Origin of the sequence: Mycobacterium xenopi (assembly GCF_009936235.1) — a bacterium.
GTDB classification, from domain to species: domain Bacteria; phylum Actinomycetota; class Actinomycetes; order Mycobacteriales; family Mycobacteriaceae; genus Mycobacterium; species Mycobacterium xenopi.
This window is the reverse complement of record NZ_AP022314.1, coordinates 3094339-3120587: the sequence shown is the minus strand read 5'-3', so window position 1 is coordinate 3120587 and position 26249 is coordinate 3094339. Positions and strand designations below refer to the sequence as shown.

The window sequence follows — 26249 nt, the reverse complement described above, 5'->3', positions numbered from 1 at the left end:
ACGACGGGCAGCTCAGCTCACCGGCCGCCAACCTGCGCTCGACTCCATCAAGATCTGCTTCTACGGTGACCACTGCGCCTCCGAGCGCGAACAGGCGGCCCTCCCGTAGCACTCCGGCAAGAGACGACGGGAGGGCCGTCGCCAACCAATGACCTGATCACCGTGCCGCCCCGGCGCCACAAGCAGCAACCACAACCACAACCGAACGACGGGCTGCTCACCGTCAGCGCCGGAACGCTACCCCCACGTGCTCACCCTGAAAGCCTCCGAACAGCATGGGTGCACGTGGTCTCCGACGCTGTGATGCGCCGCTTCTGCTGGGGCCTCGATCCTTGGGATGAGGATGAGTGGTTTACGTGGATTATAGTGCGGCCCAGCCTGCTTCGATGAGATCATTCCACCGCCAGCCGGTGGGAGTCGTAGCCGTCGGCGGTGCCCGGATCGGATAATGCGGCCGGCGACGGCACTCCCGTGTAGTCGAACACTAGTAGACCCTGCGCGCCAAATCGTTTCGCGAAATCGATGACTGGGGACCGGACATCCCGACCATCGGGAGGCGGCCGCCGCGGCGCTGGGTGCCGAGCCGAGGTTGGCCTGCCAGTGCTGGGCTGGACGTTGCCCGCCGCTATCGCAGATGCCCTCAACTGCGAGTACGCGACCTCCTTCGTCGGCCGTCAGCCCGCCGAGATCGACCTGATCGTGCGGGTGGAGCGACGCCAGCAATTCGAGGAGGTGCGCCGTCACCCCAGCCAGGACGCTGCCAACCAGCGTGCCGTGGAGACACCTGGAGTTATTGGGGTCACTCGAACATCTGCTGTGGCTGACACGGACACGTGCTGAAAAAGATACGTGGGCTTGCTTTTTCCGGGTGGCACCCGCCATGGAACCAACACCACCGGCCACCCCACGGCGCTCATTCGAAGACGTCTCGCGGTTGTGGAGTTAACCAGGCGCGCTGCGTGCGAGCCGCTTGCCTTGGCCTGAGGAGGGGAGCCTCAGGATAGCCAGGTTCGGTTGCTCATGGCTTCTTGGCCACCGTAAGCAGGATGGCCGAGTCCTCGAGAGCATCGAGACCATGCTTGACGTCAGGAATCACCAGGAGGTCTCCAGTTCGGCCGATCCACTCACTTCCGCCGGCGGTGAGGCGAACACGACCGGTTAGCACCTGTAAAGTCGCCTCACCCGGATTGCCGTGGTCAGTGAGTGTGTGTCCTTCACGCAGGGCGATGACAGTCTGCCGCAGGACTTGTTCGTGACCGCCGAAGACGGTGGACGCGCTACGTCCGCTATGTTCGGTTGCCGCGCGGTCCAGCTGCTCGCGGGCCAGAGCTGTTAAAGAGAACTTCTTCATCTACGAGATCCGTCGTTGGAGAGTATGCCGGTGACGCGCCTTTTGAGGCCGTTATGAGTGTACAGCGCACGCCACCGGCCGCTTTGTTGCGAGTGGGTGGTATCGGTGGAGCGCCGAGTCGAGATCTCTGTCGTGCTCACGCTCTCCCAGAGCCGATGCTGGATGAATGCCTCGACCGCACCGGCGGTGGTCATGGGTAGGCTCTTATGAGCTTGACGATCCGCATCAGGAGTCGTTGGGCGGAGTGTCGCCCCCTATTGTGCTGCGGCGGAACGAGGGGCTCCAAATGTTAGGTGAGCACTCAGCGGGCCAGTTGAGCGGCATCCCACGCAACCTACAGGCACCGGTTGAAACCGATACCACCCGCCGGCTGATCCGTCTGCTCAAGCAGGTGGATGACCTCTTGGCCACGTTGTCACATGCGGAATCCTCGTGGGCGGGATGGTTATCCGCTGTTGCACCCGAGCGTCGGCCGAGCGTACGAAACCTTGTGCACTATTGGGCGACGTCAATACGGCCTGCGTGAACTGCAAAGCGAGCTTGCGGCGCTCGGGCTTTCATCGCGAGATCTTGCGACAACGCACGGTGGGTTGCTAGGGCCGCGGCCCGCGCACCGTAACGCGGATAATGGTCACGCTGCCGTCAGAGGCCGCGAGAGACCGCGACTTGGTTTGCGCCCTGGTGCAGTGCGGCATGAACATCGCGCGGATCAATTGCGCTCACGACGATGTCGCGGCGTGGCGTGCGATGGCACGGCATGTACGCCAGGCGGCCGCATCCGTGGGAACCACTTGTTTGGTGGCAATGGATCTGGCCGGGCCCAAGCTGCGGACCGGCCCCCTGGCACCCGGACCACGAGTCGTCAAACTGCACCCGTACCGAAACGCACTTGGTGAGGTCGTCACCCCGGCGCGGGCGTGGCTGACATCGGCCGATGAACCGGTCGACCCCGCCGGAACCCGGCATGGTGTCGCTCACGGTGCCGCCGCGTTGGTTGAACCGCCGCCGGGTGGGTGATGTGTTGTGTTTGCGGGACATCCGTGGGTCAACACGTCGCCTTGTGCTAGAGGACAAAAACGAAACCGCAAACGGCGCAGTCGGTTTCGTGGTAAGTGCGCGACAGACACCTTACCTGGGCGTCGGAACTGTACTACAGGCTCAGCTGGTGGAGCTTCGGTCGAAGTTGGTGAGCTCCCCGAGACGGAGCTAAGTTTGGTCCTGCACTGCGCAGATGTTCTGGAGTTGACGTGCGATTGCTCACCTGCCTCCGTCACCAATGGCCACTCTGTTCCGCGCATCGGTTGCACGTTGCCTGAGGTGTTCGACCATGGACATGTAGGCGACGCGGTCCACTTCGATGATGGCAAGATCAGCGGGCGGGTGGTGTCGGTCAATCGCGACGTGCTGACCGTGTGCATCGATCACCCGAGACTGGGCGCCGCACACTGGCGGCACCGGGGCTGTTGGGGCGGCAAGGGTTGCCGGCCAGTTGACCCGCTGCACACCGTCGCTACTTTTGCTCCCCTGGCCGTTCACATGCGTCCCCTTTCGATGCCCAACACATCTTTCAATTACTGCTGTCGCGCCTGTCTAGGCGGCTTGGCTGTGGTCATGGCGATATCGAAACCGGTTGGGACCCGTGGCGGCCGATGTGCGCCTCGGCGCGCAGTCGCTCCACCATGTGCGGGTAATGCAGTTCGAAGGCCGGACGCTCCGACCGGATGCGGGGCAGTTCGTAGAAGTTGTGTCGTGGCGGCGGGCAGGTGGTGGCCCACTCCAGCGAGTTGCCGTAGCCCCACGGGTCGTCGACCGTGACCGGTTCGCCGTAGCGCCAGCTGCGGAACACGTTCCACACGAACGGCAGCATCGACACGCCGAGGATGAACGCCCCGATCGTGGAGACGACGTTGAGCGGCTGGAAACCGTCGCTGGGCAGGTAGTCGGCGTAGCGGCGGGGCATGCCCTGATCGCCCAGCCAGTGCTGCACCAAAAACGTGGTGTGAAACCCGATCAGCGTCAACCAGAAGTGCAGCTTGCCCAGCCGCTCGTCGAGCAGCCGGCCGGTCATCTTCGGAAACCAGAAATACACCCCGGCGAACGTGGAGAACACGATGGTGCCAAACAACACGTAGTGGAAGTGCGCGACCACGAAATAGGTGTCGGTGACGTGGAAGTCCAGCGGCGGGCTGGCCAGCAGCACACCGGAGAGGCCACCGAGCAAGAAGGTGACGAGGAAACCGAACGCCCACAGCATCGGTGTTTCGAATGTCAATTGCCCCTTCCACATGGTGCCGACCCAGTTGAAGAACTTGATCCCAGTGGGCACCGCGATCAGATAGCTCATGAACGAAAAGAACGGCAACAGAACGGCTCCGGTGGCGAACATGTGGTGCGCCCACACCGCGGTAGACAAAGCAGCAATAGCCAACGTCGCATAGACCAGCGTGGTGTAGCCGAAGATCGGTTTGCGGGAGAACACCGGGATGACCTCGGTGATGATGCCGAAGAACGGTAGCGCGACGATGTAGACCTCGGGGTGGCCGAAATACCAGAACAGGTGCTGCCAAAGGATCGCACCGCCGTTAGCGGCGTCGTAGATGTGGGCGCCCAGGTGCCGGTCGGCGGCCAGACCGAACAGCGCCGCAGTCAGCAGCGGAAACACGATCAACACCATGATCGACGTCACCAGGATGTTCCAGGTGAAGATCGGCATGCGGAACATCGTCATGCCCGGGGCACGCATACACACCACGGTGGTGATCATGTTCACCGCACCCAGGATGGTGCCCAGACCGGCAACGATGAGGCCCATAATCCACAGATCGGCTCCGGCGGTAGGGGAGTGAATGGCGTCGCTGAGCGGTGTGTAGGCGGTCCAACCGAAGTCGGCGGCGCCGCCGGGGGTGATGAACCCGGCGATCGCGATCAAGGAACCGAACAGAAACAGCCAATAGGAGAAGGCGTTGAGCCGTGGGAAGGCGACGTCGGGTGCACCGATCTGAAGAGGCAATACCAGGTTGGCGAAGCCGAACACGATCGGGGTGGCGTAGAACAGCAGCATGATCGTGCCGTGCATGGTGAACAGCTGGTTGTACTGTTCGTTCGACAGGAACTGCAGCCCGGGCGCGGCCAGTTCGGCGCGCATCAAAAGCGCCAATATGCCGCCGATAAAGAAGAAGGCGAAGCAGGTGACGACATACATGATCCCGATCATCTTGTGATCGGTCGTACTCACCAGCTTGTAGACCAGGCTGCCCTTCGGACCCAACCGGGCCGGAAAGGGTCGGCGGGCTTCAAGTTGTACCGGTGGAGACACTTCGGCCGTCACACGCCCGTCCTCTCTGTGCGCGGGCCTAACGTGGGGGCTAACCAGCCAGCGTGTGGTAGCTGAACCGAGGCATCGGTCACCGCACCTCGCGTGGTTCCAATGCTCGGTGCATAGTTGCCGCGACTACCTCGTCAAGGCCAGTGTTAACCAACTGGCTAGCTCTACCAGTCATCGGTTCACCTCCTGTCGCGCACCGCGACCAACAGCTATTATTGATGAATAATATCCGTTAAATGCCGAACACGGTAGACCGGCGAGGGGACATCGAGATGACGGACCAGCCCAGCCGACATGGGCGACGACGGCCACGCATGCTGCGGCAACGCGACCGAGTGCTGGAGCTGGTCCGTGAATATCAAAGTCCGGTAGACGCGGTAGAGCTGGCGTCACGGCTGGGGCTACACGTGACGACCGTGCGGTTTCACCTCGACGCGTTATGCAAGGAGGGAATCGTCACGCGGACCCGCATCACGCGGGCGGGCGTTGGCCGTCCACGCACCGGATACGCGGCCGTGCGAGGACGCCTGGACTATCAGAGTTTCGCCGAAATACTCGCGCTTGGCTTGGGTAGCAACGTGGAAACGCGCCGACGGCGCGCTGAGCGGGCTGGGCGGCGGCTCGCCGACCAGATTGTAGCGAATCCACCATGGGAAGACCCTGCCACACCGCGTATTTCCGATTCGGGGTCTGCGATCGTCGACCGCCAAGCCGCGATGACCGTGGAGATTTTCGAGCGCATGGGATTCTGCCCTGAATTGGTCCAGGCGGCGAAACCGAGTGGCGGCAAGGGGCAGCGAGTGATTCGGCTACACGCTTGCCCGGTACGGGAGGTGGCGCGTACGCATCCAGAAGTTGGGTGCGCGCTGCACCTGGGCTTGCTGCAAGGACTGCTAGCCAATAGCACAGTAGCCGAAGGGAAATTAAAGACGACACCGACACCGGCGCTGAAGGCCGAACTCGAGCCGTTCGTCGAACCCGAACTGTGCGTCGCCAGGGTGATCGCCGATGACTGAGCTCAAGACGGCGCCCGGCCTGGAGCCTGCGGATTTGACGAGCCGCGCTGATGTGGAAGCGTTGCTGCGCCGTTTCTACGGCCGCTTGCTGGTCGACGAGGTCTTGGCCGAGCCGTTCGCCGAGGTCCGGGCCTACGGTCTGGACTCACATATCCCGAAGATGTGTGACTTCTGGGAGACAGTGCTGTTTCGTGCCGCGCTTTACCGGGGCAGTGCGCTAAACGCGCACCGACACGTCCACCGTCGAACCCCGTTGTCCGCCCGTCATTTCGTGCGTTGGCTGGCTACCTGGAACAGCACTGTGGACGAGATGTATCGAGGGCCGGTGGCCGAGCGCGCGAAAATCCAGGCCGCCCGGATCGCCTGGGCCATGCATCGACGATTGGCCGGTAGCGACTCGCACGACCTCAACGCTTTGGTGCCGCGTCCCCCTCAGTCGGTGTCGGGTTTGTGAGCGACGATCGCTACGGCGGCCAACTGGTTGCGATAGGTGCGAAAAGTTCGACGCATCAGCAGAACCCGCCGACGGGCGTCGCGGTGGGAGATGAGGTTTTTGACGAATCGCAGCGTACCGAGGAGGCCTTCGTCGGAGATTAGCCGGCGCGGTTGCAACAGTGCCATTGGGGCGGTCGCGATGTGGTCGACGACCAGCCCGTGGTCTGCCAGCAATCGCGACCATTCGGCAATGGTTAGGGGACGGGCGTTGACTCTAATCGCACGGGCGAGGGACTGGCGGACGTCGGTTTTGATCTCGTCAGGGATCGTGTCCGGCGTCAGGGCCAGTTCGTGAATGGCGTAGCGCCCGCACGGCCGCAGCACGCGGGCCGCCTCGGCAACGATGGCATGCTTCGACGTGTCGCCCTGCATGGTAAGCATCGCCTCGCCGATGACGACATCGATGCTGTGATCGGGGAGCCCGGTCGTGGCAGCATCGGTGACCCACACATCTCCATGCTCGGCGACATGGCGGCGGACCACATTGGCCGCATCAGGGTCTTGCTCTACGCCGAGGTACGAGCGCGGCCGGCGGGCGAGAATCTCGGTTGCGGTGCGTCCCAAACCCGGTGCCAGCTCGAGCACGTCGGCATTGTTCACCCCTGCGTGGCACAGCAATGTGCGCGTAAGTTCGAGACCGCCCGGGCGCAACACTCGTTTGCCCAGCTTGGCCAAAAGCCAATGCCCCTGCATGGTTTCATCGGCGCGGCGAGTGGACGGTAGGGCCTGCCGCGAGCCCCCTTGCCGACGGACCATCAGACAGCCTGCCGCACAGTGGGGGTCAGAGGAAAGGTTGCACGCTTTTGATGCACCGTCAGGTAGCGCAAGCCCTCGGGGCCAGCGCTGAACTGCCGGCGCGAACGTCGTGGCAGCCACAGCAGCGCGCCGGGCGCCAGATCGATCGTTCCCCGTTCGGTGGTCAGCTCCCCGCTGCCGGAGAGCACGTGGATCAAGACGTCCACATCAGCCCCGCTGTGCGTGTCGATCCCGCCGCCGGGCGGCAGCGCGATGATGTTCGAGTCCAGGTCTCGGTCATGGACTTCCAGCTTCCACACCACTTGGCGCACATCCGGTTCGGTGTTGGTGACCTCGGCGGTATTAGTCAAAATCCGGGGTAGTGGGGTCGAGGTCAGCTTGGTGATCCGGATCCGCCAGACCGCGGGCCCCTTTTCGAGATAGTCCCAGCAGTAGCTGCCAGCGTGGTCGACTTCGAACTCCTCGCGCAGATGTCTGGGGTCGTGGTTGTTAACCAAAACGAAGGACTCGCCGACCGCAAGGGCAGCATACGTGGCGAAGATCGTCGGGTGTTTGTCCGGCTTGCGCAGCGCGCGTACGTCGAGTTCGGTGACGGCCATGGATTCGGTTACCCTTCCTGGTTTTGACAAAGGGTAACCTGGCCTTCCTAGTTTCCACAAATAGCGTTGTGTAAACTCCGGCAGCATGACGTACGTGATCGGGAAGCCGTGTGTCGATGTGATGGACCGGGCCTGTGTAGAAGAGTGCCCGGTGGACTGCATCTACGAAGGCGGCCGCTCTCTATACATTCACCCTGATGAATGCGTGGATTGTGGAGCCTGCGAACCGGTGTGTCCGGTTGAAGCGATCTACTACGAGGACGACTTACCCGAAGAGTTGCAGCCGTATCTAGCAGACAACGCGGCATTTTTCTTCCAGCCCCTGCCCGGCCGCGACGAGCCGCTAGGGTCACCAGGCGGGGCTGCCAAGATCGGCCCACTCGGCGTTGACGCGCCGCTGGTGGCCAGTCTGCCCAAAGTCAACGAATCCCAAGGAGTGTGAACGAAATCGCCGGGCTACGCAAAGAGCCTGCCGGCCGCCGCCGGGAGATACTGCGTGTACTGAGGGCGGCCGACGTCCCCATGAGCATCGTCACGCTCGCCGACGAGTTGGGTGTGCACCCGAACACCGTCCGCTTCCATCTCGACACCCTGGTTCGCGATGGGCAAGTCGAGCGTGTGGACTCGGACCGGGAAGGTCCGGGCCGTCCGGCTCTGATGTTTCGGGCTGTCAGGCAGATGGACCGCGGCGGACCGCGGCGTTACCAGCTGCTGGCTGAAATACTTGCCAGCGGTTTCGCGGCTGAGCGGAATTCGCGCGCCAAGGCGCTGGCCGCAGGACGTGCGTGGGGACAACAGCTGCAATTACCAGCCCGACGTGCGAAACGAATCAGCGTGCAGGAGTCTGTCGACCAGTTGGTCGGCGTGCTCGACCAGCTCGGTTTCGCTCCCGAGCGCCGCGCGTCCGGAGAGGAGATCCAGGTCGGCCTGCGGCATTGCCCGTTCCTCGAACTCGCCGAAACCCGGACCGCCGTGGTGTGCCCGATTCATCTCGGGCTCATGCAAGGCGCTTTGGAATCCTGGAAGGCGCCGGTTGTCGTCGATCGGCTGGACGCGTTTGTGGAACCCGATCTTTGTCTTGCGCACCTCACATTGCAGGGAGCTCCCACATGAGCACCGCAGCGTCGGTTGCCGCCGCGGTCAGCTTCATTTGGTTTGGGATGGTGGCGGCTATCTCGTTTCTGGAAGCGCCGTTGAAGTTCCGTGCGCCCAACGTGACGCTGCAGATTGGGCTTGGCATCGGTCGTCTGGTATTCCGCGCCCTCAACAGCGTGGAGGTCGTGTTCGCGATCATCATCGTGGCGGCCGCCGTGGCGGCCCGCCACCTGCCGACGTCACGGCGGCATTCGTCGTCGCGTTTGCCGCGTTGGCTCTTCAACTGGGCGCGGTGCGCCCGCGCTTGAACCGCCGCTCCGATCAGGTGCTCGCCGGGCTGAACGCGCCACGCTCTCGAGGCCACTACGCCTATGTCGGGCTGGAGGTGGTCAAGGTGATCGCGCTGGCCGCGGCGGGCGGTCTTCTACTATCCAGCTGAAACCCCGATGAGCGACCTCGACCGAAGGACATTATGGAATCCATTTCGCTGACCGACCTGGCCGCGCAAAAGCTGGCCGAGGCGCGGCAGACCAACAGCGGGCGCGCCGCTCACACGCTTCACGGCGGGCACACCCACGAACTGCGCCAGACCGTGATGGCGCTGCTTGCCGGACGCGAACTAAGTGAGCACGACAGCCCCGGCCAGGCGTCGCTGCAGGTGCTGCAGGGCCATGTGCACCTCACCGCCGGCGCCGACTCCTGGGACGGCAAGACCGGCGACTACGTCGTGATCCCGCCGCAGCGGCACTCCTTGCAGGCAGTCGAGGACTCGGTGATCATGCTGACCGTATTCAAGAGTCTGTCCTCTGCCCCATAGCGGCGAAACAATGTTGTCGACGCCGTGGTCGCGAAGTTTCGGCCTGCGGCTTCCCATTGTCAACGCCCCCATGGGCGGGGTGGCCGGCGGCCGGTTAGCGGCGACCGTCACCGCAGCCGGCGGCCTGGGCATGATTGGCATGGGCAGCACCGGGTCGGTGTCGTTGCTGCAAGCTGAGCTGCGGCGCGTACCAGGCATGTTCGGAATTGGCTTGGTGCACTGGGTGATTCGCAAAGAACCGGGGCTGCTGGATGCCGCGCTGGCTGCTGGCCCGGCACTGCTGTCAGTCAGCTTCAGCGACGACTGGTCATGGGTTGAGCGGGCCCATTCCGCCAAAATCCCCACTGCCACACAGGTATACGACAGCCGCGGAGCCATGCAGGCCCAAGACGCCGGGGTCGACGTGTTGGTGGCGCGCGGGGCCGAGGGCGGCGGACACGGGGAGGCGAAGGTCGCCACGCTGCCGCTGCTAGACGCCGTCCTGAACGTCGTCTCGGTTCCCGTGCTGGCGGGCGGGGGCATCGCGTCGGCGCGAAGCCTCGCCGCCGTGCTGGCCGCGGGTGCCAGCGGCGCATGGTTGGGCACGTGCCTGTCGGCCTGCCCGGAGGCGCTGACCACCGACGGCGCCCGCCGAGCGCTCATCTCCGCCCGCGAGACCGACACCACAACCACCCGCGTCTTCGATATCGGGCGCGGACTGGGGTGGCCGAAGCGTTTCCCCTCGCGTGTGCTGTCCAACGATTTCGTCGCACGCTGGGCGGGCCGAGAGGCTGCGCTGGCCGCTGACCGCGACGCGCGCGCCGAGCTGACTGCCGCGATAGCCGCCGACGACCCCCGAATCGCTCCCGTCGACGCCGGTCAAGCGGTCGGGATGGTCACCTCCGTGCAGCCGGTGAATGAGGTCATCGCGGCGCTGTGCACAGGTGCCGAACGTCTGCTCGGGGCGTGGGGTTCATGACCTGCGAGCGGCCGCGAGCACGACACAACAGTGTGGTGGTCGCGGCTCCAGCCGAGCGTGCGGGTGATACGGCCGCAGCGCATCGGCGATGCCGCTGATCATCGCGTGGTTCATGGTGCAGGCAAGCTCCGGTTGCTCCTGCGTCAGCGCATGAAACGGGCAGTTGGCCAGATATACCTCGCCGCCGTCGAGCCGGGGCTCATAGCCGTGTTGGCGGAGAACCGTGGCCGCCAGCTCCAGGGCTGACTGCGGGTCAACTGGTGGCCGTCGACTGTTGACGGCGGCCATGCCGATGGCGCGGCCGTGGTCGCGGGCGGTTTTGTTGAGCACGTCGGCGACGGGCGCGCCACTGGTCGCCGATTCCACGATGGCCCTGGCCATCAAGCGGCTCGCCAGCTCGTACTCGCGCGGAGGAAGACTGATCGCTATCTGCCGGTCAGCCCGCCGATACAACTTCGACGTGCGCCCCGCGCCGGGCCCCGACCTGCCCGTCAGACGCGCGTAGGCGCTTTCCAGCAGCCCTTCGGCTTCCAGCCGGTCGAGGTGGAACTTCGCCTGGTGTCGTGCGACGCCGGTCGCGTCGGCCGCCTGGTCGCGGCTCACCGGCTCCGGTTGCGAGCACACGAACTCATAGAGCCGGTGGCGCACCGGATCGGCCAGCGCGCCGATTCCGGCGGCATCGCGTTGCAACGAGTCCCGCGCGGACTGCATGACCATTTCTAACAGATAAAAGTCTTGACGCTACACTCGCGCCATTCTAACGTTCAATTTGTAATCTGTTAGAAGGAGGACGCCACCTAATGAGCACCGACCGCACTGCCGCTCCCAGGCCCGTTGCCGGCGGCCAGTTGAAGGATCCGTCGTTTCAGGCATACGCGCTGCTGCGCACGCTCTTCACGGTTGCGCCGATCCTGTTCGGCCTGGACAAGTTCTTCAACCTGTTGACCCATCCGGATCACTGGAGCAAATACCTGGCCGGCTGGATCGACGGCATCGTCCCGGGCAACGCCGACCAGTGCATGTACGTCGTCGGTGTCATCGAAATCGCCGCCGGGGTGCTCGTCGCGATCGCTCCGCGCATCGGCGCGTGGGTGGTGGCGGCGTGGCTGGCCGGCATCATCATCAACCTGCTGACCTTGTCGGGTTATTACGACATTGCGTTGCGCGACTTTGGTTTGCTGGTCTCAGCCGTCGCGCTGGCCCGGCTGGCCGAGGGTGTGCACAGCGGCCACACCGCGCGGAGCGGAACATAGCGCAATCGGTGGGCCCGCTCGTCACACCGCGCGCAGGTAGCGTCTGGCGAGGACGCGCTGGCCCACCGCCAGCAAGGGCCTGCCGGCCTTGCTCCACCGGTTCGCCGGCCGGGAAAACGACGACACCTCCGCGAACACCGCGGCGGTGAGCGGGTCGTAGCGCACCGCGAACCGCTCTTCGCCGGATTCGGGGTGGCCGGGCAGGGTGCCATAGGCGAAACCGCGCAGGTTGGGTTCGTCGAGCACGTACACGATCCGGCATGGTGCGCGCAGAAAACCGAGCTTGACTACGACCACGGCGCCAACGGTGACGACGTCGCTGCTGGCTTGCACTCGCAGTCCGGCACCGCGCTGCATGCCCCAGTGCATGACCGCGTCGGCGGCCTGCTCGAACCGCTGTTGACCGGTGCCGATCTGGCTGATGTAGCCGATGTGGTGGTATCCCGGCGGGATTGGGCCCGCGGTCGCGCCCACTTCGGGATACGTGAACGGCAGGCTCGTCAACGCGTGCAAGTCCACGGGCTTAGCTTGCCATGGCCCGCAGGTGCTAATCGGGGGAAGGCGTACGGTCGTCGGGGTGAGTACTCAAACCTCGAAAAGGCCGGCGGCAGCAGCCGGGACGTTGACGTTGGGCGGCGAGTTGACCGTCAACAGGCTCGGGTTCGGCGCGATGCGCCTCACCGGACCCGGTGTGTGGGGTCCACCCGCCGACCGTGATGAAGCCGTGCGCGTGTTGCGTCGCGCGGTGGATCTCGGCGTCAACTTCATCGATACCGCCGACTCCTACGGCCCGTACATCTGCGAAGAGATCATTGCCGAGGCGCTGCATCCGTATCGGGATCTGGTGATCGCGACCAAGGCCGGGCTGCTGCGCACCGGCCCGGACATCTGGGTTCCGCTGGGCTACCCGAGTTACCTGCGCCAGGAATGCGAGATGAGCCTGCGCCGGCTCGGCGTGCAGACCATCGACCTGTTCCAACTGCACCGCATCGACGACAAGTTCCCGCTGGAGGACCAGGTCGGTGAGCTCGCCAAACTGCAACAGGAAGGCAAGATTCGCCACATCGGCTTGTCGGAGATCTCCGTCGATCAGTTGCGTGCCGCCCAGCAGATCGCGCCGATCGTGTCGGTGCAGAACCTGTACAACCTGACCAACCGGTCCGCCGAACCGCTCGTGGAGGCGTGCGCCGACCAGGGACTCGGTTTCATCCCGTGGTTCCCGCTGGCCGCCGGGCCGCTCGCCGCGCCGGATGGCCCGCTGGCGCGGATGGCGGCCGAGCACGACGCCACGCCGGCGCAGATGGCGCTGGCTTGGCTGCTCAACCGCTCGCCGGTGATGCTGCCGATTCCGGGCACCTCGAGCGTGGCGCACCTGGAGGAGAACGTCGCCGCCGCCGAGATCAGGCTTTCCGAGCAGGAGGTCGAGTTTTTAGGCGCCATCGGCGAGCAGAACGCCTAGGTGCCACTCGTACGGTGTCCTGGTGGCCCGACATCCTGGCGGCGGATTCAACCCGCCCGAACCGACCACCAAGGGTGGACCCGACTACGGGCGGTTCATCGAAGCCGTGCGAACCCTTCAAGATCACGCCCGCGCCGTCGACGCACCCGGCGAGGTGATCAGCGAGGCGGCGGATCTCATCGAGAAGGTTTCCGAGCTGCTGGCCCCGTTCGACACCGACGAGTGGTCCTCGCCGTCGGGCCGGCGGATGGATTTGCCGAACCGCGGCAACATCCTCGCGGTGCCGATGTCGATGAGCAAAACCGACGACGGCCGGCTGCGCGGCTGGGCCCGCTTCCGCCGATTTCACTTGGGCCGCAACGGCGCGGTGCACGGCGGGGCACTGGGGTTGCTGTTCGATTCGGTGCTCGGCATGACGTCGGCGGTGCTCACCGGCGGCCCGTATCAGCGCACCGCCTACTTGCACCTCGATTACCGCACCGTCGTGCCGATCGAAAAGATGCTGCAGGTAGACGCGGGCGTCGATCTCGTCGACGGCCGCAAGATCTTCGTGTCGGGCAGCCTCCGCGACGGCGACACCCTGCTGACCGAAGCGCAGGGGCTGTTCGTCCTGCTCAAGCCCGGTCAGCCATGAGGCCAAGCCGTCGTGGGCGGCCGCCCCGATAGCATGGTCGCTACGGTGCGACAACCTTTGACATCTCTGGAGACCACGCCGTGAGCGCGCCCGCACAACCTGCCTCAGGAGCCGATGGCCGCGACCCGCTGCGCCCGGCTGCGCCGGACTCGCGACCGCCGCAACCCCTGATCCGGGTGCCGGCCGGGACGACCGCGGCCGCCGCCGTTCAGGCCGCGGGGTTGCCGAGCCGTGGCGCGCCCGACGCCGTCGTGGTCGTGCGCGACGCCGACGGCAAGCTGCGTGACTTGAGCTGGGCGCCCGAGCAGGACGTTGACGTCGTCCCGGTCGCGGCCAACACCGAGGACGGGCGCAGCGTCATCCGGCACTCGTGCGCACATGTGCTGGCCCAGGCCGTGCAAGACCTGTTCCCGCAAGCCAAACTCGGCATCGGCCCACCGATCAGCGACGGCTTCTACTACGACTTCGACGTGCCCGAGCCGTTCACCCCTGAAGATCTCGAGGCGCTGGAGAAGCGGATGCGCCAGATCGTCAAGGACGGCCAGCTGTTCTCGCGGCGCGTCTACCAGTCCGAAGAACAAGCCCGCGCCGAACTGGCCGACGAGCCGTACAAACTGGAGCTCGTCGAAGACAAGTCCGGCGACCCGGCCGTGATGGAAGTAGGCGGCGACGAGCTGACTGCTTACGACAACCTCAATCCCCGTACCCGGCAACGGGTTTGGAGCGATCTGTGCCGCGGTCCACACATTCCTACCACTCGCCACATTCCCGCGTTCAAGCTCACCCGCACCTCAGCCGCCTACTGGCGCGGCGACCAGAACAACCCCAGCCTGCAACGCATTTACGGCACGGCCTGGGAATCGCAGGAGGCGCTCGAGCGCCATCTGCAGCTTATCGAGGAAGCCTCGCGACGCGACCACCGCAAGCTCGGCGCCGAGCTCGACCTGTTCAGCTTTCCCGACGAAATCGGTTCCGGCCTAGCGGTTTTCCATCCCAAAGGCGGCATCATCCGTCGGGAGCTGGAGGACTATTCCCGGCGCAAGCACCTCGAGGCGGGCTACGAGTTCGTTACCACACCCCACATCACCAAGGCGCAGCTGTTCCACACCTCCGGCCACCTGGACTGGTACGCCGAGGCCATGTTCCCGCCCATGCACCTCGACGCCGAACACAACGAGGACGGCACCGTGCGCAAGCCTGGGCAGGACTACTACCTCAAGCCGATGAACTGCCCGATGCACTGCCTGATCTACCGGTCACGCGGGCGGTCCTATCGCGAACTTCCGTTGCGGCTCTTCGAATTCGGCACTGTGTATCGCTACGAGAAGTCCGGGGTCGTGCACGGATTGACCAGGGCGCGCGGGTTCACTATGGACGACGCGCACATCTTTTGCACCCGTGAGCAACTGCCCGGCGAGCTGGCGTCGCTGCTGCGGTTCGTGCTCGACCTGCTCGGTGACTACGGACTAGAAGACTTTTACCTCGAGCTGTCGACGAAGGACCCGGAGAAGTTCGTCGGCTCCGAGGAGATCTGGGACGACGCCACCGCCACCCTGGCCGAGGTCGCCCGGCAATCGGGTCTGGAGCTGGTGCCAGACCCGGGAGGGGCGGCGTTCTACGGCCCGAAAATCTCGGTGCAGGCCCGCGATGCTCTGGGCCGCAGCTGGCAGATGTCGACCATTCAGCTGGATTTCAACTTTCCGGAGCGTTTCGAACTGGAGTACACCGCCGACGACGGCACCCGGCAGCGACCGGTGATGATCCACCGCGCGCTGTTCGGCTCGATCGAGCGATTCTTCGGCATCCTCACCGAGCACTACGCGGGCGCATTCCCGGCATGGCTGGCGCCGGTACAGGTGGTCGGCATCCCGGTGGCCGACGATCACGTGCCGTACCTAGAAGATGTTGCCGCGCAACTGAAGTCGCATGGGGTGCGGGTCGAAGTCGACGCCAGCGACGACCGGATGGCCAAAAAGATCGTGCACCACACCAACCACAAGGTGCCGTTCATGCTGCTGGCCGGCGACCGTGATATGGCGGCAGGCGCGGTGAGTTTCCGCTTCGGGGACCGCACCCAGATCAACGGCGTGCCCCGCGACGAGGCGGTCGAGACAATTGTGAAATGGATTAGAAAACGCGAGAACGCCACTCCCACAGCTGATTTAGTGAAGGTGAGCAGTCGTGGCTGACGACGACGACCGCGAGCGCGAGGAGGCGGCGACCCTGGTAGACCGGGGCGTCGGTGAGGTCGACCACCTGCAGCGGTTGTGGACGCCGTACCGGATGAGTTACTTGGCCGAGGCGCCACTGCGGCGGGCGAACTCCGATCCCGCGCAGCTGTTCACCGACATTCCGCAGCTTCCCGACGAGGACGGGCTGGTGGTCGCGCGCGGCAAGCTGGTCTACGCGGTGCTGAACTTGTACCCGTACAACCCAGGGCACCTGATGATCGTGCCCTATCGGCGGGTGTCCGAACTGGAGGACCTCACCGAGCAGGAGAGCGCCGAATTGATGGCTTTCACCCAGAAGTCGATTCGCGTCATCAAGGCGGTGTCGCGGCCACACGGCTTCAACGTGGGCCTGAACCTGGGAACCTCGGCGGGCGGTTCGCTGGCCGAGCACCTGCATGTGCACGTGGTTCCGCGCTGGGGCGGCGACGCGAATTTCATCACGATCATCGGCGACTCCAAGGTCATCCCGCAGCTGCTGCGCGACACTCGCCGGCTGCTGGCCACCGAGTGGGCGAAACAACCGTGAGCAAGTTTTTGTCCCGTGAGGGCGTCGCACGGGTCACCACGCCGCTGGCGCGAGGCCTGTTGCGGACTGGATTCACCGCGGACAGTGTGACCATCATCGGCACCGCCGCCGCGGTGCTGGCCGCGCTGACGCTGTTTTCGACCGGCCGCTTGTTCGCCGGCACCTTCGTGATCTGGTTCTTCGTCATGTTCGACACGCTCGACGGGGCGATGGCCCGCGAGAGCGGCGGCGGCAGCCGCTTCGGCGCGGTGCTTGACGCCACCTGCGATCGCATCAGCGACGGCGCGGTGTTCTGCGGGCTGTTGTGGTGGGCGGCGTTCGGCCTGCACAGCGCGTCGCTGGTGGTGGCCACGATGATCTGCCTGGTGACCTCGCAGGTGATCTCCTACATCAAGGCCCGCGCCGAAGCCAGCGGACTGCGCGGCGACGGAGGCTTCATCGAAAGGCCGGAGCGGCTGATCATCGCGCTGGTCGGCGCCGGGTTATCGGATCTGCCGGTGTTTCCGCTGCCCTGGGCGCTGCATGTGGCGATGTGGTTGCTGGCGGTGGCCAGCATGATCACCTGCGCCCAGCGGTTGCACACCGTGCGGCACTCGCCCGGGGCCGCCGATCCCATGCGCCCCTCGGACGAGCGCGGGAAACCGGAAAAGAGCGAGCCGTGATCTCGGTGCCCGCGGGTCTGAAAGTGCCTGGGGTGAGCCGCTTCCCGCTGGGTGGCGTGATGGCGGACTGGGGATATGCGGTGGGCTGGCTGCTGGTGCGGGCCATGCCGGAATTCGCCGCCCGCAACGTGTTCGACGTGGGAGCGCTGGTGGCGGCCCGCAACGGCGGACCCGAGCAGCTGCGCAAGAATCTGGCCCGGGTCATCGGCGTGCCACCGTGCGACGTGCCCGGTACGCTGATTCGTGCTTCGCTGGCCTCCTACGCCCGCTACTGGCGGGAGGTGTTTCGATTGCCGACGATGGACCACCGCACGCTGGCCCGTCAGCTCAATGACTCGGTTGCCGGCAAGGAGCACCTGGCCGCGGCGCTGGCAGCCGGGCGGGGAGCAATTCTGGCCCTGCCGCACAGCGGGAACTGGGATATGGCCGGGGTGTGGCTGGCGCAGACCCACGGCCGGTTCACCACGGTCGCCGAGCGGCTCAAACCCGAGTCGCTCTACCGGCGTTTCATCGACTACCGCGAGGGCCTGGGCTTCGAGGTGCTGCCGTTGTCCGGCGGCCCGCGTCCACCATTCGAGTTGCTGTGCGAGCGGCTGGCCGACAACCGGGTGGTCTGCCTGATGGCCGAGCGCGACCTCACCCGAACCGGAGCGCAGGTCGATTTCTTCGGTGAACCCACCCGGATGCCGGCGGGCCCGGCCAAGCTCGCGTTGGAAACCGGGGCGGCCTTGCTCCCGGTGCACTGCTGGTATGAGACAGACGGGTGGGGCTTCGAGGTCTATCCGGCGCTGGATTGCGCGAGCGGGAACGTCGGCGTCATCACCCAGGCGCTGGCCGACCGGTTCGCGCACAACATCGCCGCGCACCCCGCCGACTGGCACATGCTGCAACCGCAGTGGTTAGCCGATCTGCCCGAGGAGCGTCGGGCCAGCTTGGGGGCGGCCTGATGCGGATCGGCATGGTCTGCCCGTACTCGTTCGACGTTCCCGGCGGGGTGCAGTCACACGTGCTGCAGCTGGCTGAGGTGATGCGCGCCCGCGGGCATGTGGTCAGCGTGCTGGCGCCGTCGTCGCCGCAGGTCTGCCTGCCCGACTATGTGGTCTCCGGCGGGCGCGCGGTGCCGATTCCCTACAACGGGTCGGTGGCCCGGCTGCGGTTCGGCCCGGCGACGCACCGCAGGGTCAAGCGCTGGCTGGCCGAGGGGGCCTTCGACGTCTTGCATCTGCACGAGCCGAACGCGCCCAGCCTGTCGATGCTGGCGTTGAACGTGGCCGAGGGCCCGATCGTGGCAACCTTCCATACCTCGACCACCAAATCGCTGACCCTGTCAGTCTTCCAGGGCATTCTGCGGCCCATGCATGAAAAGATCGTCGGCCGCATCGCGGTGTCCGATCTGGCGCGGCGCTGGCAGATGGAAGCCCTGGGTTCGGACGCGGTGGAGATTCCCAACGGCGTTGACGTGGCCTCTTTTGCCTCGGCGGCGCGGCTGCCCGGATATCCGCGGGCCGGCAAGACCGTGCTGTTTTTGGGCCGCTACGACGAGCCGCGCAAGGGCATGAGCGTGCTGCTCGGCGCGCTGCCGAGCGTGGTGCGGCACTTCCCAGATGTGCAGCTGCTGATCGTCGGCCGCGGCGACGAAGACGAATTACGCAGCCAGGCCGGCGAATTGGTGAACCACCTGCGTTTTTTGGGTCAGGTCGACGACGCCGGCAAGGCGTCGGCGCTGCGGAGCGCCGACGTGTACTGTGCACCGAACACCGGCGGCGAGAGCTTCGGCATCGTGCTGGTCGAGGCGATGGCCGCGGGCACCGCGGTCGTGGCCAGCGACCTGCACGCGTTTCGGCGGGTGCTGCGCGACGGGCAGGCCGGCTGCCTGGTGCCGGTCGACGATCCGGCGGCGCTGGGAGCCGCCCTGGTCGACGTGCTGAGCAACGACGTCTTGCGGGAACGCTATGTCGCGGCCGGTGCCGAGGCGGTGCGCCGATACGACTGGTCGGTGGTGGCCAACCAGATCATGCGGGTCTACGAGACGGTCGCCGGGTCGGGGGCGAAGGTGCAGGTGGCCAGCTGATGGTCTGGCTGGTGGTGGCCGTCGCGGTGCTGGTCGGGGTGCTGGTGCTGTTCGCGGCGTGGGTGTATCAGACGGCGAACCGGCTCGACCGGTTGCACGTGCGCTACGACCTGTCCTGGCAGGCACTGGACGGGGCGTTAGCGCGCCGCGCCGTGGTGGCCCGCGCCATCGCGGTCGACGCGTACGGCGGTGGCCCCGAAGGCAAGCGGCTGGCCGCACTGGCCGATGCCGCCGAGCGTGCGCCGCGGCATGCGCGTGAGGCGTGCGAAAACGAGCTCTCGGCCGCATTGGCGATGGTCGACCCCGCGGCCCTGCCCTCGGCGCTGGTCGCCGAGCTCGCCGACGCGGAAGCGCGGGTGCTGTTGGCCCGCCGATTTCACAACGACGCGGTCCGCGACACGTTGGCGTTGCGTGAACGCCCCACGGTACGGCTGCTGCGGCTGGGTGGAACCGCTTCGCTGCCAACATATTTCGAAATCGCCGAGCGTTCGCATCCGGTGGGCCATGCCGCCTACGGTGTGTCCAGCCAGCGCACATCAGCGCGGGTCGTGCTACTCGACGACGACGGCGCGGTGCTGCTCCTATGCGGATCGGATCCGGCGATCACCGACGGCAGCGCGCCGCGCTGGTGGTTCACGGTCGGGGGCCAGGTGCGCCCGGGCGAGCAATTGGCGGAAGCCGCCGCTCGCGAGCTTGCCGAAGAGACCGGGCTGCGCGTCGGCGCCGACGACATGATCGGACCGATCTGGCGGCGCGACGCGGTATTCGACTTCAACGGCGCGGTGATCGACAGCCAGGAGTTCTTCTTCGTCTACCGCACCCGCCGGTTCGAGCCGACCATCACCGGGCGCACCGAGTTGGAGCGCCGCTACATCCACGCCGCGCGTTGGTGCACCGCCGCCGACATCGCCGAGCTGGCCGCCGCCGGCGAGACGGTCTACCCGCTGCAACTGTCGGAGTTGCTCGCCGATGCCAACGCGCTCGCCGACCGTCGGGCACTGCAACCGCGGCCCCAGCTGCAGTCCATCCGCTGACGTTTCCCGCGGGGCGTCTCCGGGGGGAGGTCGCGGGTACGGACCGCTATGCGGGGCGCACTCCCGCAGCGACCAGTCCGTCGTGCAGGCCTTGCACCGTGCCGTGGCTCAGGTCGTCGGCCACGGCGAACAGGTTGATGTTCGGAAACAATCCGGCCGGAGTGGGAACATTCGCGTAGCCGGCCCGGTCATAGCCCAGCTCGACAATCACGCGCAGGTCGGGCTGGAGGAGGTCGGCCAGCGGGTTCCCTACGACGGGGACCTGACGCAGCGGTTCCAAGAGCGGCAGATTCTGCGTCGGGATCAAGTAGTAGGAGGTGGCACCGGTGTACCCCGCAGACACCGGCTGTTGCACAGCCGCAGCAAGCTGTGCGGCCGTGAGATCCGGATACGCGCCGTGCAGGTAATAGATGCCTGCAACGGCGTTGGCATCGGCGACGAGATTAATTGGGTACTGCGGGAAATCGGCCCAGCCGTCGTACTGGATCGTGTAAATCGCGGTGGGGTAGGGCGTGTTTGGCGGGGTCGCGCCGTTGAAGAGCACATCCAGGCCTGGGATGTACAAGCCGTGGAAGCGCTCGAGGATCCCGCCGTTGGGATTGTTCGGATCGCCCAGCAGCACAAAGGAGAGCTGGTCTGGACTTGGCCGTGCACTGGCCGGCAACGCATTGAGATGGCGCATTTCCAGAGTGGCCACCGTGGCGCTCTGCGAGTAACCCACGACGACGACATGGTTGCCGCCAGCGGTTTGAGTCATGATCGCGTTGTTCAGTAACGGCACACCCTGATTCACCGACTGGCCGAACGTTTGGCTGGTCAGACCCGTTACCGGCCAAAACTGCTCAGGCGTATAAAGCCCCACCGGGTTGTAACCGGGGTACTTGGGCGCGATGTAGAGCTGATTTACGGCAGCAACGTAGCCGGGGTCGGGTTGCGGGTTTCCGGTGCCGCCCATGATCAACGCAGTCCCGGTGCGCGACAACGTCGACGCAAGCGCCGCATTGTTGACGTTGCTGGCCGAATTAAGGTTTGCCGTGCTCGAGTTGAGCAGGCCGACGTTTGCGGTGCTCAAGTTGCCGTTGGTGAGGTGGCCGACGCCCGCATTACTACCGCCCACGTGGCCCGCCAGCTGGGCGGCGGCATTGGCAGCCTCGGTGTCGGCATATGAGTTGCCGGCGGCGTTCAACGCTTGGACGAACTGACTGTGGAACGCCGCAGCTTGTGCGCTGAGAGCCTGATACTGCCGGGCGTATCCGGCGAAAACTGCGGCGGTGCGCGCCGACACCGAATCGGCCGCAGGCGCCAACACACCCGTTGTCGGAGCGGCGGCGGCCGCGTTTCCCGCGCTTAGCGCCGTGCCAATTCGCTGCAGGTCACCGCTTGCAGCCGCCAGCATCTCCGGCGTCGTCACCACGAAAGACATCGCGTTGGTCTGCCTCCAATTAGCCCACCACCGTGCGCGGCACCACACTTGTGCGTGGCGGCGTCACCGGTGGAGCCACACCAGCCGCCGCGCGTGCGGGCGTGCCCGCCGGCGGCATCAGCGGCATCGCCGGTATGCCGGGGGGAACCCGGCTCGCACCGGTGCCCGCTGCTGCGGTGATCGCGGACATCGGCGAAGTGCCTGGCGCGCCCGTCGCCCAGCTCGGCGGCACCGACAACGCGCCGACAGAGCCTGCGCGGCCCGCCGCCGCCGACACCGTCGGCCCGCCCGGGCCTGCCGGGCTCAGCGCTCCTGTTCTCGATGCGACCTCGGCGCCCAAAGCAGAACCCACTGCCGGGGCAGCGCTAGTCGCACCATGGTTGGCGCCCGTCGTCAATTGCCCCATGAGCGTGCTCACCGGAGACATCGCCAACTGCGCGGGCGTCGACAGCATGTTGAGCGGTGACATGCCCAACGTGGACGGTGACGAGAAGTCCAGCGATTGGGCAAGTGCCGACAGACCCGGCGCAGTCCCGGCCGACGCCGAGGTCGCCGCGGACCTGGCGGCCGTCCCGGCCAGGTTGGCGGGCGCCTCGCCAAATGGCTCCAGTTGCGAAGTCGCCGCCAGCGTCTTGGCGTCGTAGCCCGACATCGCGGCCACATCTTGGGCCCACATCTCGGCGTACTCCGCTTCCGCCGCCGCGATCGCCGCGGTGTTCTGGCCCACGAAGTTGGTCGCGACCAACGACATCAGCCGGGTCCGGTTGGCCGTGACCAGGCCTGGCGGCACAGTGGCAGCAAGCGCCGTCTCAAACGCAGCGGCCGCTACCCTGGCCTGCTCCGCCACCGACTCGGCGTGGGTCGCCGCCGCGGTCAACCATCCCACGTACGGAACGGCTGCGGTTGCCATCGACATCGACGCCGGCCCCTGCCAGGCCCCGCCGGTCAGGCCCGACATCACCGCCTGGAATGACGTTGCTGCAGAACGCAAGTCCGTGGACAACCCGTCCCACGCCGCGGCCGCAGCCCACATCGAGCCCGACCCCGGACCGGCGTACATGCGCGCCGAATTGATCTCCGGCGGCAGTGCTACGAAATCCGGCAACAACCGAAACCCTCCTCAGCGACGACAACCGCTGCCGCGGCCAGCATGGACATCCAAGGCGTGGCCAAACATTGAAATATCTAGCACCTGATCCCGGGTCGCCTGACCGGAATCCGAGAAAATCCGGCGGCGTCAACGCGGCTGGAAAACGGGCTGGACGCAGACCACTAGACTGGCTGGTAACCAGCTACAAGGAGACCAGCAGTGGACACCGCCGGTTCGTCGAACGGGCGCGGGCAGACCGGGACCGCGCGAGTCAAGCGCGGCATGGCCGAGATGCTCAAGGGTGGCGTCATCATGGACGTCGTCACCCCCGAGCAGGCCCGCATCGCCGAAGGGGCCGGCGCCGTGGCGGTCATGGCGCTGGAACGGGTCCCTGCCGACATCCGCGCTCAGGGCGGCGTGTCGCGGATGAGTGATCCCGACATGATCGAAAGCATCATGTCCGCGGTCACGATTCCCGTGATGGCCAAAGCCCGCATCGGGCATTTCGTCGAAGCCCAGATTCTGCAGAGCCTGGGAGTGGACTACATCGACGAGTCCGAGGTGCTCACCCCGGCCGACTACACCCACCACATCGACAAGTGGAAGTTCACCGTGCCGTTCGTGTGCGGGGCGACCAATCTCGGTGAGGCGCTGCGACGCATTACCGAGGGTGCGGCGATGATTCGCTCCAAGGGCGAAGCCGGCACCGGCGACGTGTCCAACGCGACCACACACATGCGTGCGATCACCGGCGAAATCCGGCGACTGACATCGCTGACCGACGACGAGTTGTACACCGCCGCAAAGGAATTGCAAGCACCCTACGAGCTTGTCGTCGAGGTGGCCCGTGCCGGCAAGCTGCCGGTCACTCTGTTTTGCGCCGGCGGGATCGCCACCCCGGCCGACGCCGCGATGATGATGCAGCTTGGCGCCGAGGGCGTGTTCGTCGGCTCGGGCATCTTCAAGTCCGGCGACCCTGCCCAGCGCGCCGCCGCGATCGTCAAGGCCACCACGTTCTACGACGACCCGGATGTGCTGGCCAGGGTGTCGCGCGGGCTCGGCGAGCCGATGGTGGGCATCAACGTAGAGGAGATCGCCACGCCGCATCGCCTGGCCGAACGCGGCTGGTAAGAACGTTTCGTGTCGATCGAGCAGATCCTTGATCTCGAACAACTCGAGGTCAACATCTACCGCGGCCGCGTGTTCAGCCCGGAATCGGGCAACTGGCAACGCACCTTCGGCGGCCATGTCGCAGGCCAGTCGCTGGTGTCGGCGGTGCGCACCGTCGACCCGCACTACCTGGTGCATTCCCTGCACGGTTACTTTCTGCGGCCAGGAGATGCCAAGGCGCCCACCGTTTTTCTCGTCGAACGCATCCGCGACGGCGGCTCCTTTTGCACCAGGCGTGTCAACGCGATCCAGCATGGGGAGACGATCTTCTCCATGTCGGCGTCGTTTCAAACCGACCAAAGTGGCATCGAGCATCAAGACGTGATGCCGTCCGCACCGTCACCGGATGACCTGCCGGGGCTGGCCTCGGTCGAGGTGTTCGACGACGCGGGATTCCGACAGTTCGACGAGTGGGACGTCCGCATCGTGCCCCGGGAGAAACTGCGACGCCTGCCCGGGCTGGCGTCCCAGCAGCAGGTGTGGTTTCGCCACCGCGACCCGCTGCCCGACGATCCGGTGCTACACATCTGCGCGCTGGCCTATATGAGCGATCTCACGCTGCTGGGTTCGGCGCAGGTCAACCACCTCGACGAGCGTCACCACCTCCAGGTCGCGTCGCTGGACCACGCGATGTGGTTCATGCGCCCGTTCCGGGCCGACGAATGGCTGCTCTACGACCAGTCCTCGCCGTCGGCCTGCGGCGGGCGGTCGCTGACCCAGGGCAAGATCTTCAACCACTACGGCGAGATGGTCGCGGCGGTGATGCAGGAGGGTCTGACCCGCTACAAGCGCGACTTGCGTGCTGCGCCATGACGCCGCCACGAGTCGGTGTCCTGGCGCTGCAGGGCGATACCCGGGAGCACCTTGCGGCGCTGCGCGACGCCGGCGCCGACGCGATCCCGGTGCGCCGCCGCAGCGAACTGGACGCGGTGGACGGGCTGGTGATCCCCGGCGGGGAATCCACCACGATGAGCCATCTGCTGCGCGACCTCGACCTGCTCGAACCGTTGCGTGCACGCCTGGCCGACGGGTTGCCCGCGTACGGGGCTTGCGCCGGGATGATCCTGCTGGCCCGCGAGATCCTCGACGCCGGCGCGAACGGCCGGGAGGCGGTTCCGTTGCGGGCCATCGATATGACCGTGCGCCGCAATGCTTTCGGTCGTCAAGTCGACTCATTTGAGGGCGACCTGGAGTTCGCGGGGCTCGACGGGCCGGTGCATGCGGTGTTCATCCGCGCGCCCTGGGTGGAGCGGGCCGGCGCCGAGGTGCAGGTGCTGGCCCGCGCGGCCGGGCATATCGTGGCGGTTCGGCAGGGCCCGATGTTGGCGACGGCGTTTCACCCCGAGATGACCGGTGACCGCCGCATCCACCGCCTGTTCGTCGACATTGTCAACGGGCGAGCGTGAGCTCGCGCTCGTCAAGCCCACGTAGACTCGTCTGGCGAACTTCGGGAGAGCAAGGACAAGAGGTAGTAGCGGATGAGCGGCCACTCCAAATGGGCCACCACCAAGCACAAGAAAGCCATCGTCGACGCCCGCCGCGGCAAGATGTTCGCCCGGCTGATCAAGAACATCGAGGTCGCCGCGCGCGTCGGGGGTGGTGATCCAGCGGGCAACCCCACGCTCTACGACGCGATCCAGAAGGCCAAGAAGAGCTCGGTGCCCAACGAGAACATCGAGCGGGCCCGCAAGCGCGGTGCCGGCGAGGAGGCCGGCGGCGCCGACTGGCAGACCATCACCTACGAGGGCTACGGCCCCAACGGGGTGGCCATTCTCATCGAATGCCTCACCGACAACCGCAACCGCGCAGCCAGCGAGGTGCGGGTCGCGATGACCCGCAACGGCGGCACAATGGCCGACCCCGGCTCGGTCTCGTACCTGTTCTCCCGCAAAGGGGTTGTCACGCTGGAGAAGGACGGCCTCACCGAGGACGATGTGCTGGCAGCCGTGCTGGACGCCGGCGCGGAGGACGTCAACGACCTCGGTGACAGCTTCGAGGTCATCACCGAACCCGGCGATCTGGTGGCCGTGCGCACCGCCTTGCAGCAAGCCGGAATCGACTACGACTCCGCGGAGGCCGGGTTCCAGCCGTCGGTGACGGTTCCACTCGACGCCGAGGGCGCGCGCAAGGTAATGAAACTGGTCGACGCGCTCGAAGACAGCGACGACGTGCAAAACGTCTACACCAACGCCGACATCCCCGACGAGATACTGGCGCAGATCGAGGCCTGACAGGCGCGGGTTGCGAGCTGTGTCGCTGCCCGCCGATGTCGGCCCCAGCCGCT

At 65.9% G+C, this 26249-nt stretch carries 29 protein-coding genes and 1 pseudogene; 22 read left to right on the top strand and 8 right to left on the bottom strand.

All coding sequences use genetic code 11. The features are described from left to right. The first annotated feature begins 600 nt into the window (after positions 1 to 600). Entirely contained in the window at positions 601 to 840 is a 240-nt protein-coding gene (locus MYXE_RS14555; protein WP_085193865.1) for a hypothetical protein, read from the top strand. Between the two features lie 178 nt (positions 841 to 1018). Here MYXE_RS14555 and MYXE_RS14550 read toward each other — a convergent pair whose 3' ends face one another. Further along, the gene (locus MYXE_RS14550; RefSeq protein WP_085193867.1) at positions 1019 to 1351 is read right to left on the bottom strand and encodes a cupin domain-containing protein; all 333 of its coding nucleotides are present in this window, start codon (positions 1349 to 1351) and stop codon (positions 1019 to 1021) included. Between the two features lie 627 nt (positions 1352 to 1978). Between MYXE_RS14550 and MYXE_RS14545 the strand changes: the two genes are divergently transcribed. Continuing rightward, on the top strand, positions 1979 to 2368 hold the full coding sequence (locus MYXE_RS14545; RefSeq protein WP_085193869.1) for a pyruvate kinase: 390 nt from the start codon (positions 1979 to 1981) through the stop codon (positions 2366 to 2368). A gap of 592 nt (positions 2369 to 2960) precedes the next feature. On the opposite strand, the gene ctaD is transcribed toward MYXE_RS14545, so the two are convergent. Continuing rightward, a complete protein-coding gene (gene ctaD, locus MYXE_RS14540; RefSeq protein WP_112650148.1) occupies positions 2961 to 4679 on the bottom strand; it encodes an aa3-type cytochrome oxidase subunit I in 1719 nt (572 codons plus the stop codon). Between the two features lie 269 nt (positions 4680 to 4948). On the opposite strand from ctaD, the gene MYXE_RS14535 reads away from it, so the two are divergent. Beyond that, positions 4949 to 5692 carry a helix-turn-helix transcriptional regulator gene (locus MYXE_RS14535; protein ID WP_085198665.1) on the top strand — a complete coding sequence of 248 codons (744 nt, stop codon included), beginning with the start codon at positions 4949 to 4951 and terminating at the stop codon, positions 5690 to 5692. After that, positions 5685 to 6146 carry a group III truncated hemoglobin gene (locus tag MYXE_RS14530; RefSeq protein ID WP_085198615.1) on the top strand — a complete coding sequence of 154 codons (462 nt, stop codon included), beginning with the start codon at positions 5685 to 5687 and terminating at the stop codon, positions 6144 to 6146. The genes MYXE_RS14535 and MYXE_RS14530 overlap by 8 nt, the downstream gene beginning before the upstream one ends. Here MYXE_RS14530 and MYXE_RS14525 read toward each other — a convergent pair. Together MYXE_RS14525 and MYXE_RS14520 are read right to left on the bottom strand one after the other, a co-directional pair. After that, positions 6125 to 6943, bottom strand: a complete 819-nt coding sequence (locus tag MYXE_RS14525) for a class I SAM-dependent methyltransferase (protein ID WP_003919954.1) — start codon at positions 6941 to 6943, stop codon at positions 6125 to 6127. The genes MYXE_RS14530 and MYXE_RS14525 overlap by 22 nt on opposite strands. Further along, positions 6943 to 7542, bottom strand: a complete 600-nt coding sequence (locus MYXE_RS14520) for a DUF2249 domain-containing protein (protein WP_003919955.1) — start codon at positions 7540 to 7542, stop codon at positions 6943 to 6945. The genes MYXE_RS14525 and MYXE_RS14520 overlap by 1 nt, the downstream gene beginning before the upstream one ends. An 85-nt stretch (positions 7543 to 7627) precedes the next feature. Here MYXE_RS14520 and fdxA point away from each other — a divergent pair, with 85 nt between their 5' ends. From fdxA to MYXE_RS14495, 5 genes and pseudogenes are all read left to right on the top strand, one after another. After that, positions 7628 to 7984 carry a ferredoxin gene (fdxA, locus tag MYXE_RS14515; protein ID WP_003919956.1) on the top strand — a complete coding sequence of 119 codons (357 nt, stop codon included), beginning with the start codon at positions 7628 to 7630 and terminating at the stop codon, positions 7982 to 7984. Then, positions 7981 to 8655 carry a helix-turn-helix transcriptional regulator gene (locus MYXE_RS14510; RefSeq protein WP_003919957.1) on the top strand — a complete coding sequence of 225 codons (675 nt, stop codon included), beginning with the start codon at positions 7981 to 7983 and terminating at the stop codon, positions 8653 to 8655. The genes fdxA and MYXE_RS14510 overlap by 4 nt, the downstream gene beginning before the upstream one ends. Beyond that, positions 8652 to 9076, top strand: a pseudogene (locus tag MYXE_RS14505) (hypothetical protein). Before MYXE_RS14510 ends, MYXE_RS14505 begins: the two are co-directional and overlap by 4 nt. A gap of 33 nt (positions 9077 to 9109) precedes the next feature. Further along, entirely contained in the window at positions 9110 to 9454 is a 345-nt protein-coding gene (locus MYXE_RS14500; RefSeq protein WP_003919959.1) for a cupin domain-containing protein, read from the top strand. Positions 9455 to 9464: 10 nt separating this feature from the next. After that, entirely contained in the window at positions 9465 to 10412 is a 948-nt protein-coding gene (locus tag MYXE_RS14495; protein ID WP_085198613.1) for an NAD(P)H-dependent flavin oxidoreductase, read from the top strand. Here the strand turns inward: MYXE_RS14495 and MYXE_RS14490 are convergent. Beyond that, positions 10407 to 11129: a helix-turn-helix transcriptional regulator gene (locus MYXE_RS14490; protein WP_003919961.1), complete on the bottom strand. Its 723-nt coding sequence runs from the start codon at positions 11127 to 11129 to the stop codon at positions 10407 to 10409. The genes MYXE_RS14495 and MYXE_RS14490 overlap by 6 nt on opposite strands. Before the next feature lie 83 nt (positions 11130 to 11212). Here MYXE_RS14490 and MYXE_RS14485 point away from each other — a divergent pair, with 83 nt between their 5' ends. After that, entirely contained in the window at positions 11213 to 11665 is a 453-nt protein-coding gene (locus MYXE_RS14485) for an Rv2617c family stress response/phage resistance protein (protein WP_003919962.1), read from the top strand. A gap of 21 nt (positions 11666 to 11686) precedes the next feature. On the opposite strand, the gene MYXE_RS14480 is transcribed toward MYXE_RS14485, so the two are convergent. Further along, positions 11687 to 12184: a DUF1990 domain-containing protein gene (locus tag MYXE_RS14480; RefSeq protein ID WP_085198611.1), complete on the bottom strand. Its 498-nt coding sequence runs from the start codon at positions 12182 to 12184 to the stop codon at positions 11687 to 11689. A gap of 58 nt (positions 12185 to 12242) precedes the next feature. Between MYXE_RS14480 and MYXE_RS14475 the strand changes: the two genes are divergently transcribed. The 8 genes from MYXE_RS14475 to MYXE_RS14440 all read left to right on the top strand — a co-directional run bounded on the left by MYXE_RS14475 (position 12243) and on the right by MYXE_RS14440 (position 20282). Further along, positions 12243 to 13124 carry an aldo/keto reductase gene (locus MYXE_RS14475; protein WP_085198609.1) on the top strand — a complete coding sequence of 294 codons (882 nt, stop codon included), beginning with the start codon at positions 12243 to 12245 and terminating at the stop codon, positions 13122 to 13124. A 19-nt stretch (positions 13125 to 13143) separates the two neighbouring features. Continuing rightward, positions 13144 to 13758, top strand: coding sequence for a PaaI family thioesterase (locus tag MYXE_RS14470; RefSeq protein WP_039889768.1), 615 nt, complete (start codon positions 13144 to 13146; stop codon positions 13756 to 13758). Positions 13759 to 13838: 80 nt separating this feature from the next. Further along, complete coding sequence (gene thrS, locus MYXE_RS14465) at positions 13839 to 15947, top strand: threonine--tRNA ligase (RefSeq protein ID WP_085198607.1); 2109 nt, start codon at positions 13839 to 13841, stop codon at positions 15945 to 15947. Then, entirely contained in the window at positions 15940 to 16515 is a 576-nt protein-coding gene (locus MYXE_RS14460) for an ATP adenylyltransferase (protein ID WP_085198605.1), read from the top strand. The genes thrS and MYXE_RS14460 overlap by 8 nt, the downstream gene beginning before the upstream one ends. Further along, a complete protein-coding gene (pgsA, locus tag MYXE_RS14455) occupies positions 16512 to 17177 on the top strand; it encodes a phosphatidylinositol phosphate synthase (protein WP_085198604.1) in 666 nt (221 codons plus the stop codon). Before MYXE_RS14460 ends, pgsA begins: the two co-directional genes overlap by 4 nt. A 59-nt stretch (positions 17178 to 17236) precedes the next feature. Beyond that, positions 17237 to 18124, top strand: a complete 888-nt coding sequence (locus MYXE_RS14450; protein WP_232061836.1) for a phosphatidylinositol mannoside acyltransferase — start codon at positions 17237 to 17239, stop codon at positions 18122 to 18124. Beyond that, positions 18124 to 19248 (top strand): glycosyltransferase family 4 protein, encoded by a 1125-nt coding sequence (locus tag MYXE_RS14445; RefSeq protein WP_003919970.1) that lies wholly within the window; start codon positions 18124 to 18126, stop codon positions 19246 to 19248. The genes MYXE_RS14450 and MYXE_RS14445 overlap by 1 nt, the downstream gene beginning before the upstream one ends. After that, positions 19248 to 20282, top strand: coding sequence for an NUDIX hydrolase (locus MYXE_RS14440; protein ID WP_085198600.1), 1035 nt, complete (start codon positions 19248 to 19250; stop codon positions 20280 to 20282). Before MYXE_RS14445 ends, MYXE_RS14440 begins: the two co-directional genes overlap by 1 nt. A gap of 46 nt (positions 20283 to 20328) precedes the next feature. On the opposite strand, the gene MYXE_RS14435 is transcribed toward MYXE_RS14440, so the two are convergent. Both MYXE_RS14435 and MYXE_RS14430 read right to left on the bottom strand, forming a co-directional pair. Beyond that, on the bottom strand, positions 20329 to 21705 hold the full coding sequence (locus MYXE_RS14435) for a PE family protein (protein WP_085198598.1): 1377 nt from the start codon (positions 21703 to 21705) through the stop codon (positions 20329 to 20331). Positions 21706 to 21724: 19 nt separating this feature from the next. Next, positions 21725 to 22813, bottom strand: coding sequence for a PPE family protein (locus MYXE_RS14430; protein ID WP_085198596.1), 1089 nt, complete (start codon positions 22811 to 22813; stop codon positions 21725 to 21727). Between the two features lie 264 nt (positions 22814 to 23077). Here MYXE_RS14430 and pdxS point away from each other — a divergent pair, with 264 nt between their 5' ends. The 4 genes from pdxS to MYXE_RS14410 all read left to right on the top strand — a co-directional run bounded on the left by pdxS (position 23078) and on the right by MYXE_RS14410 (position 26196). Then, the gene (gene pdxS / locus MYXE_RS14425) at positions 23078 to 23926 is read left to right on the top strand and encodes a pyridoxal 5'-phosphate synthase lyase subunit PdxS (protein ID WP_232061834.1); all 849 of its coding nucleotides are present in this window, start codon (positions 23078 to 23080) and stop codon (positions 23924 to 23926) included. 9 nt (positions 23927 to 23935) lie between these two features. Beyond that, the gene (tesB, locus tag MYXE_RS14420) at positions 23936 to 24778 is read left to right on the top strand and encodes an acyl-CoA thioesterase II (RefSeq protein WP_085198594.1); all 843 of its coding nucleotides are present in this window, start codon (positions 23936 to 23938) and stop codon (positions 24776 to 24778) included. Then, the gene (pdxT, locus tag MYXE_RS14415) at positions 24775 to 25371 is read left to right on the top strand and encodes a pyridoxal 5'-phosphate synthase glutaminase subunit PdxT (RefSeq protein ID WP_003919976.1); all 597 of its coding nucleotides are present in this window, start codon (positions 24775 to 24777) and stop codon (positions 25369 to 25371) included. The genes tesB and pdxT overlap by 4 nt, the downstream gene beginning before the upstream one ends. Positions 25372 to 25443: 72 nt before the next feature. After that, positions 25444 to 26196 (top strand): YebC/PmpR family DNA-binding transcriptional regulator, encoded by a 753-nt coding sequence (locus tag MYXE_RS14410; RefSeq protein WP_003919977.1) that lies wholly within the window; start codon positions 25444 to 25446, stop codon positions 26194 to 26196. Positions 26197 to 26249 lie beyond the last annotated feature (53 nt).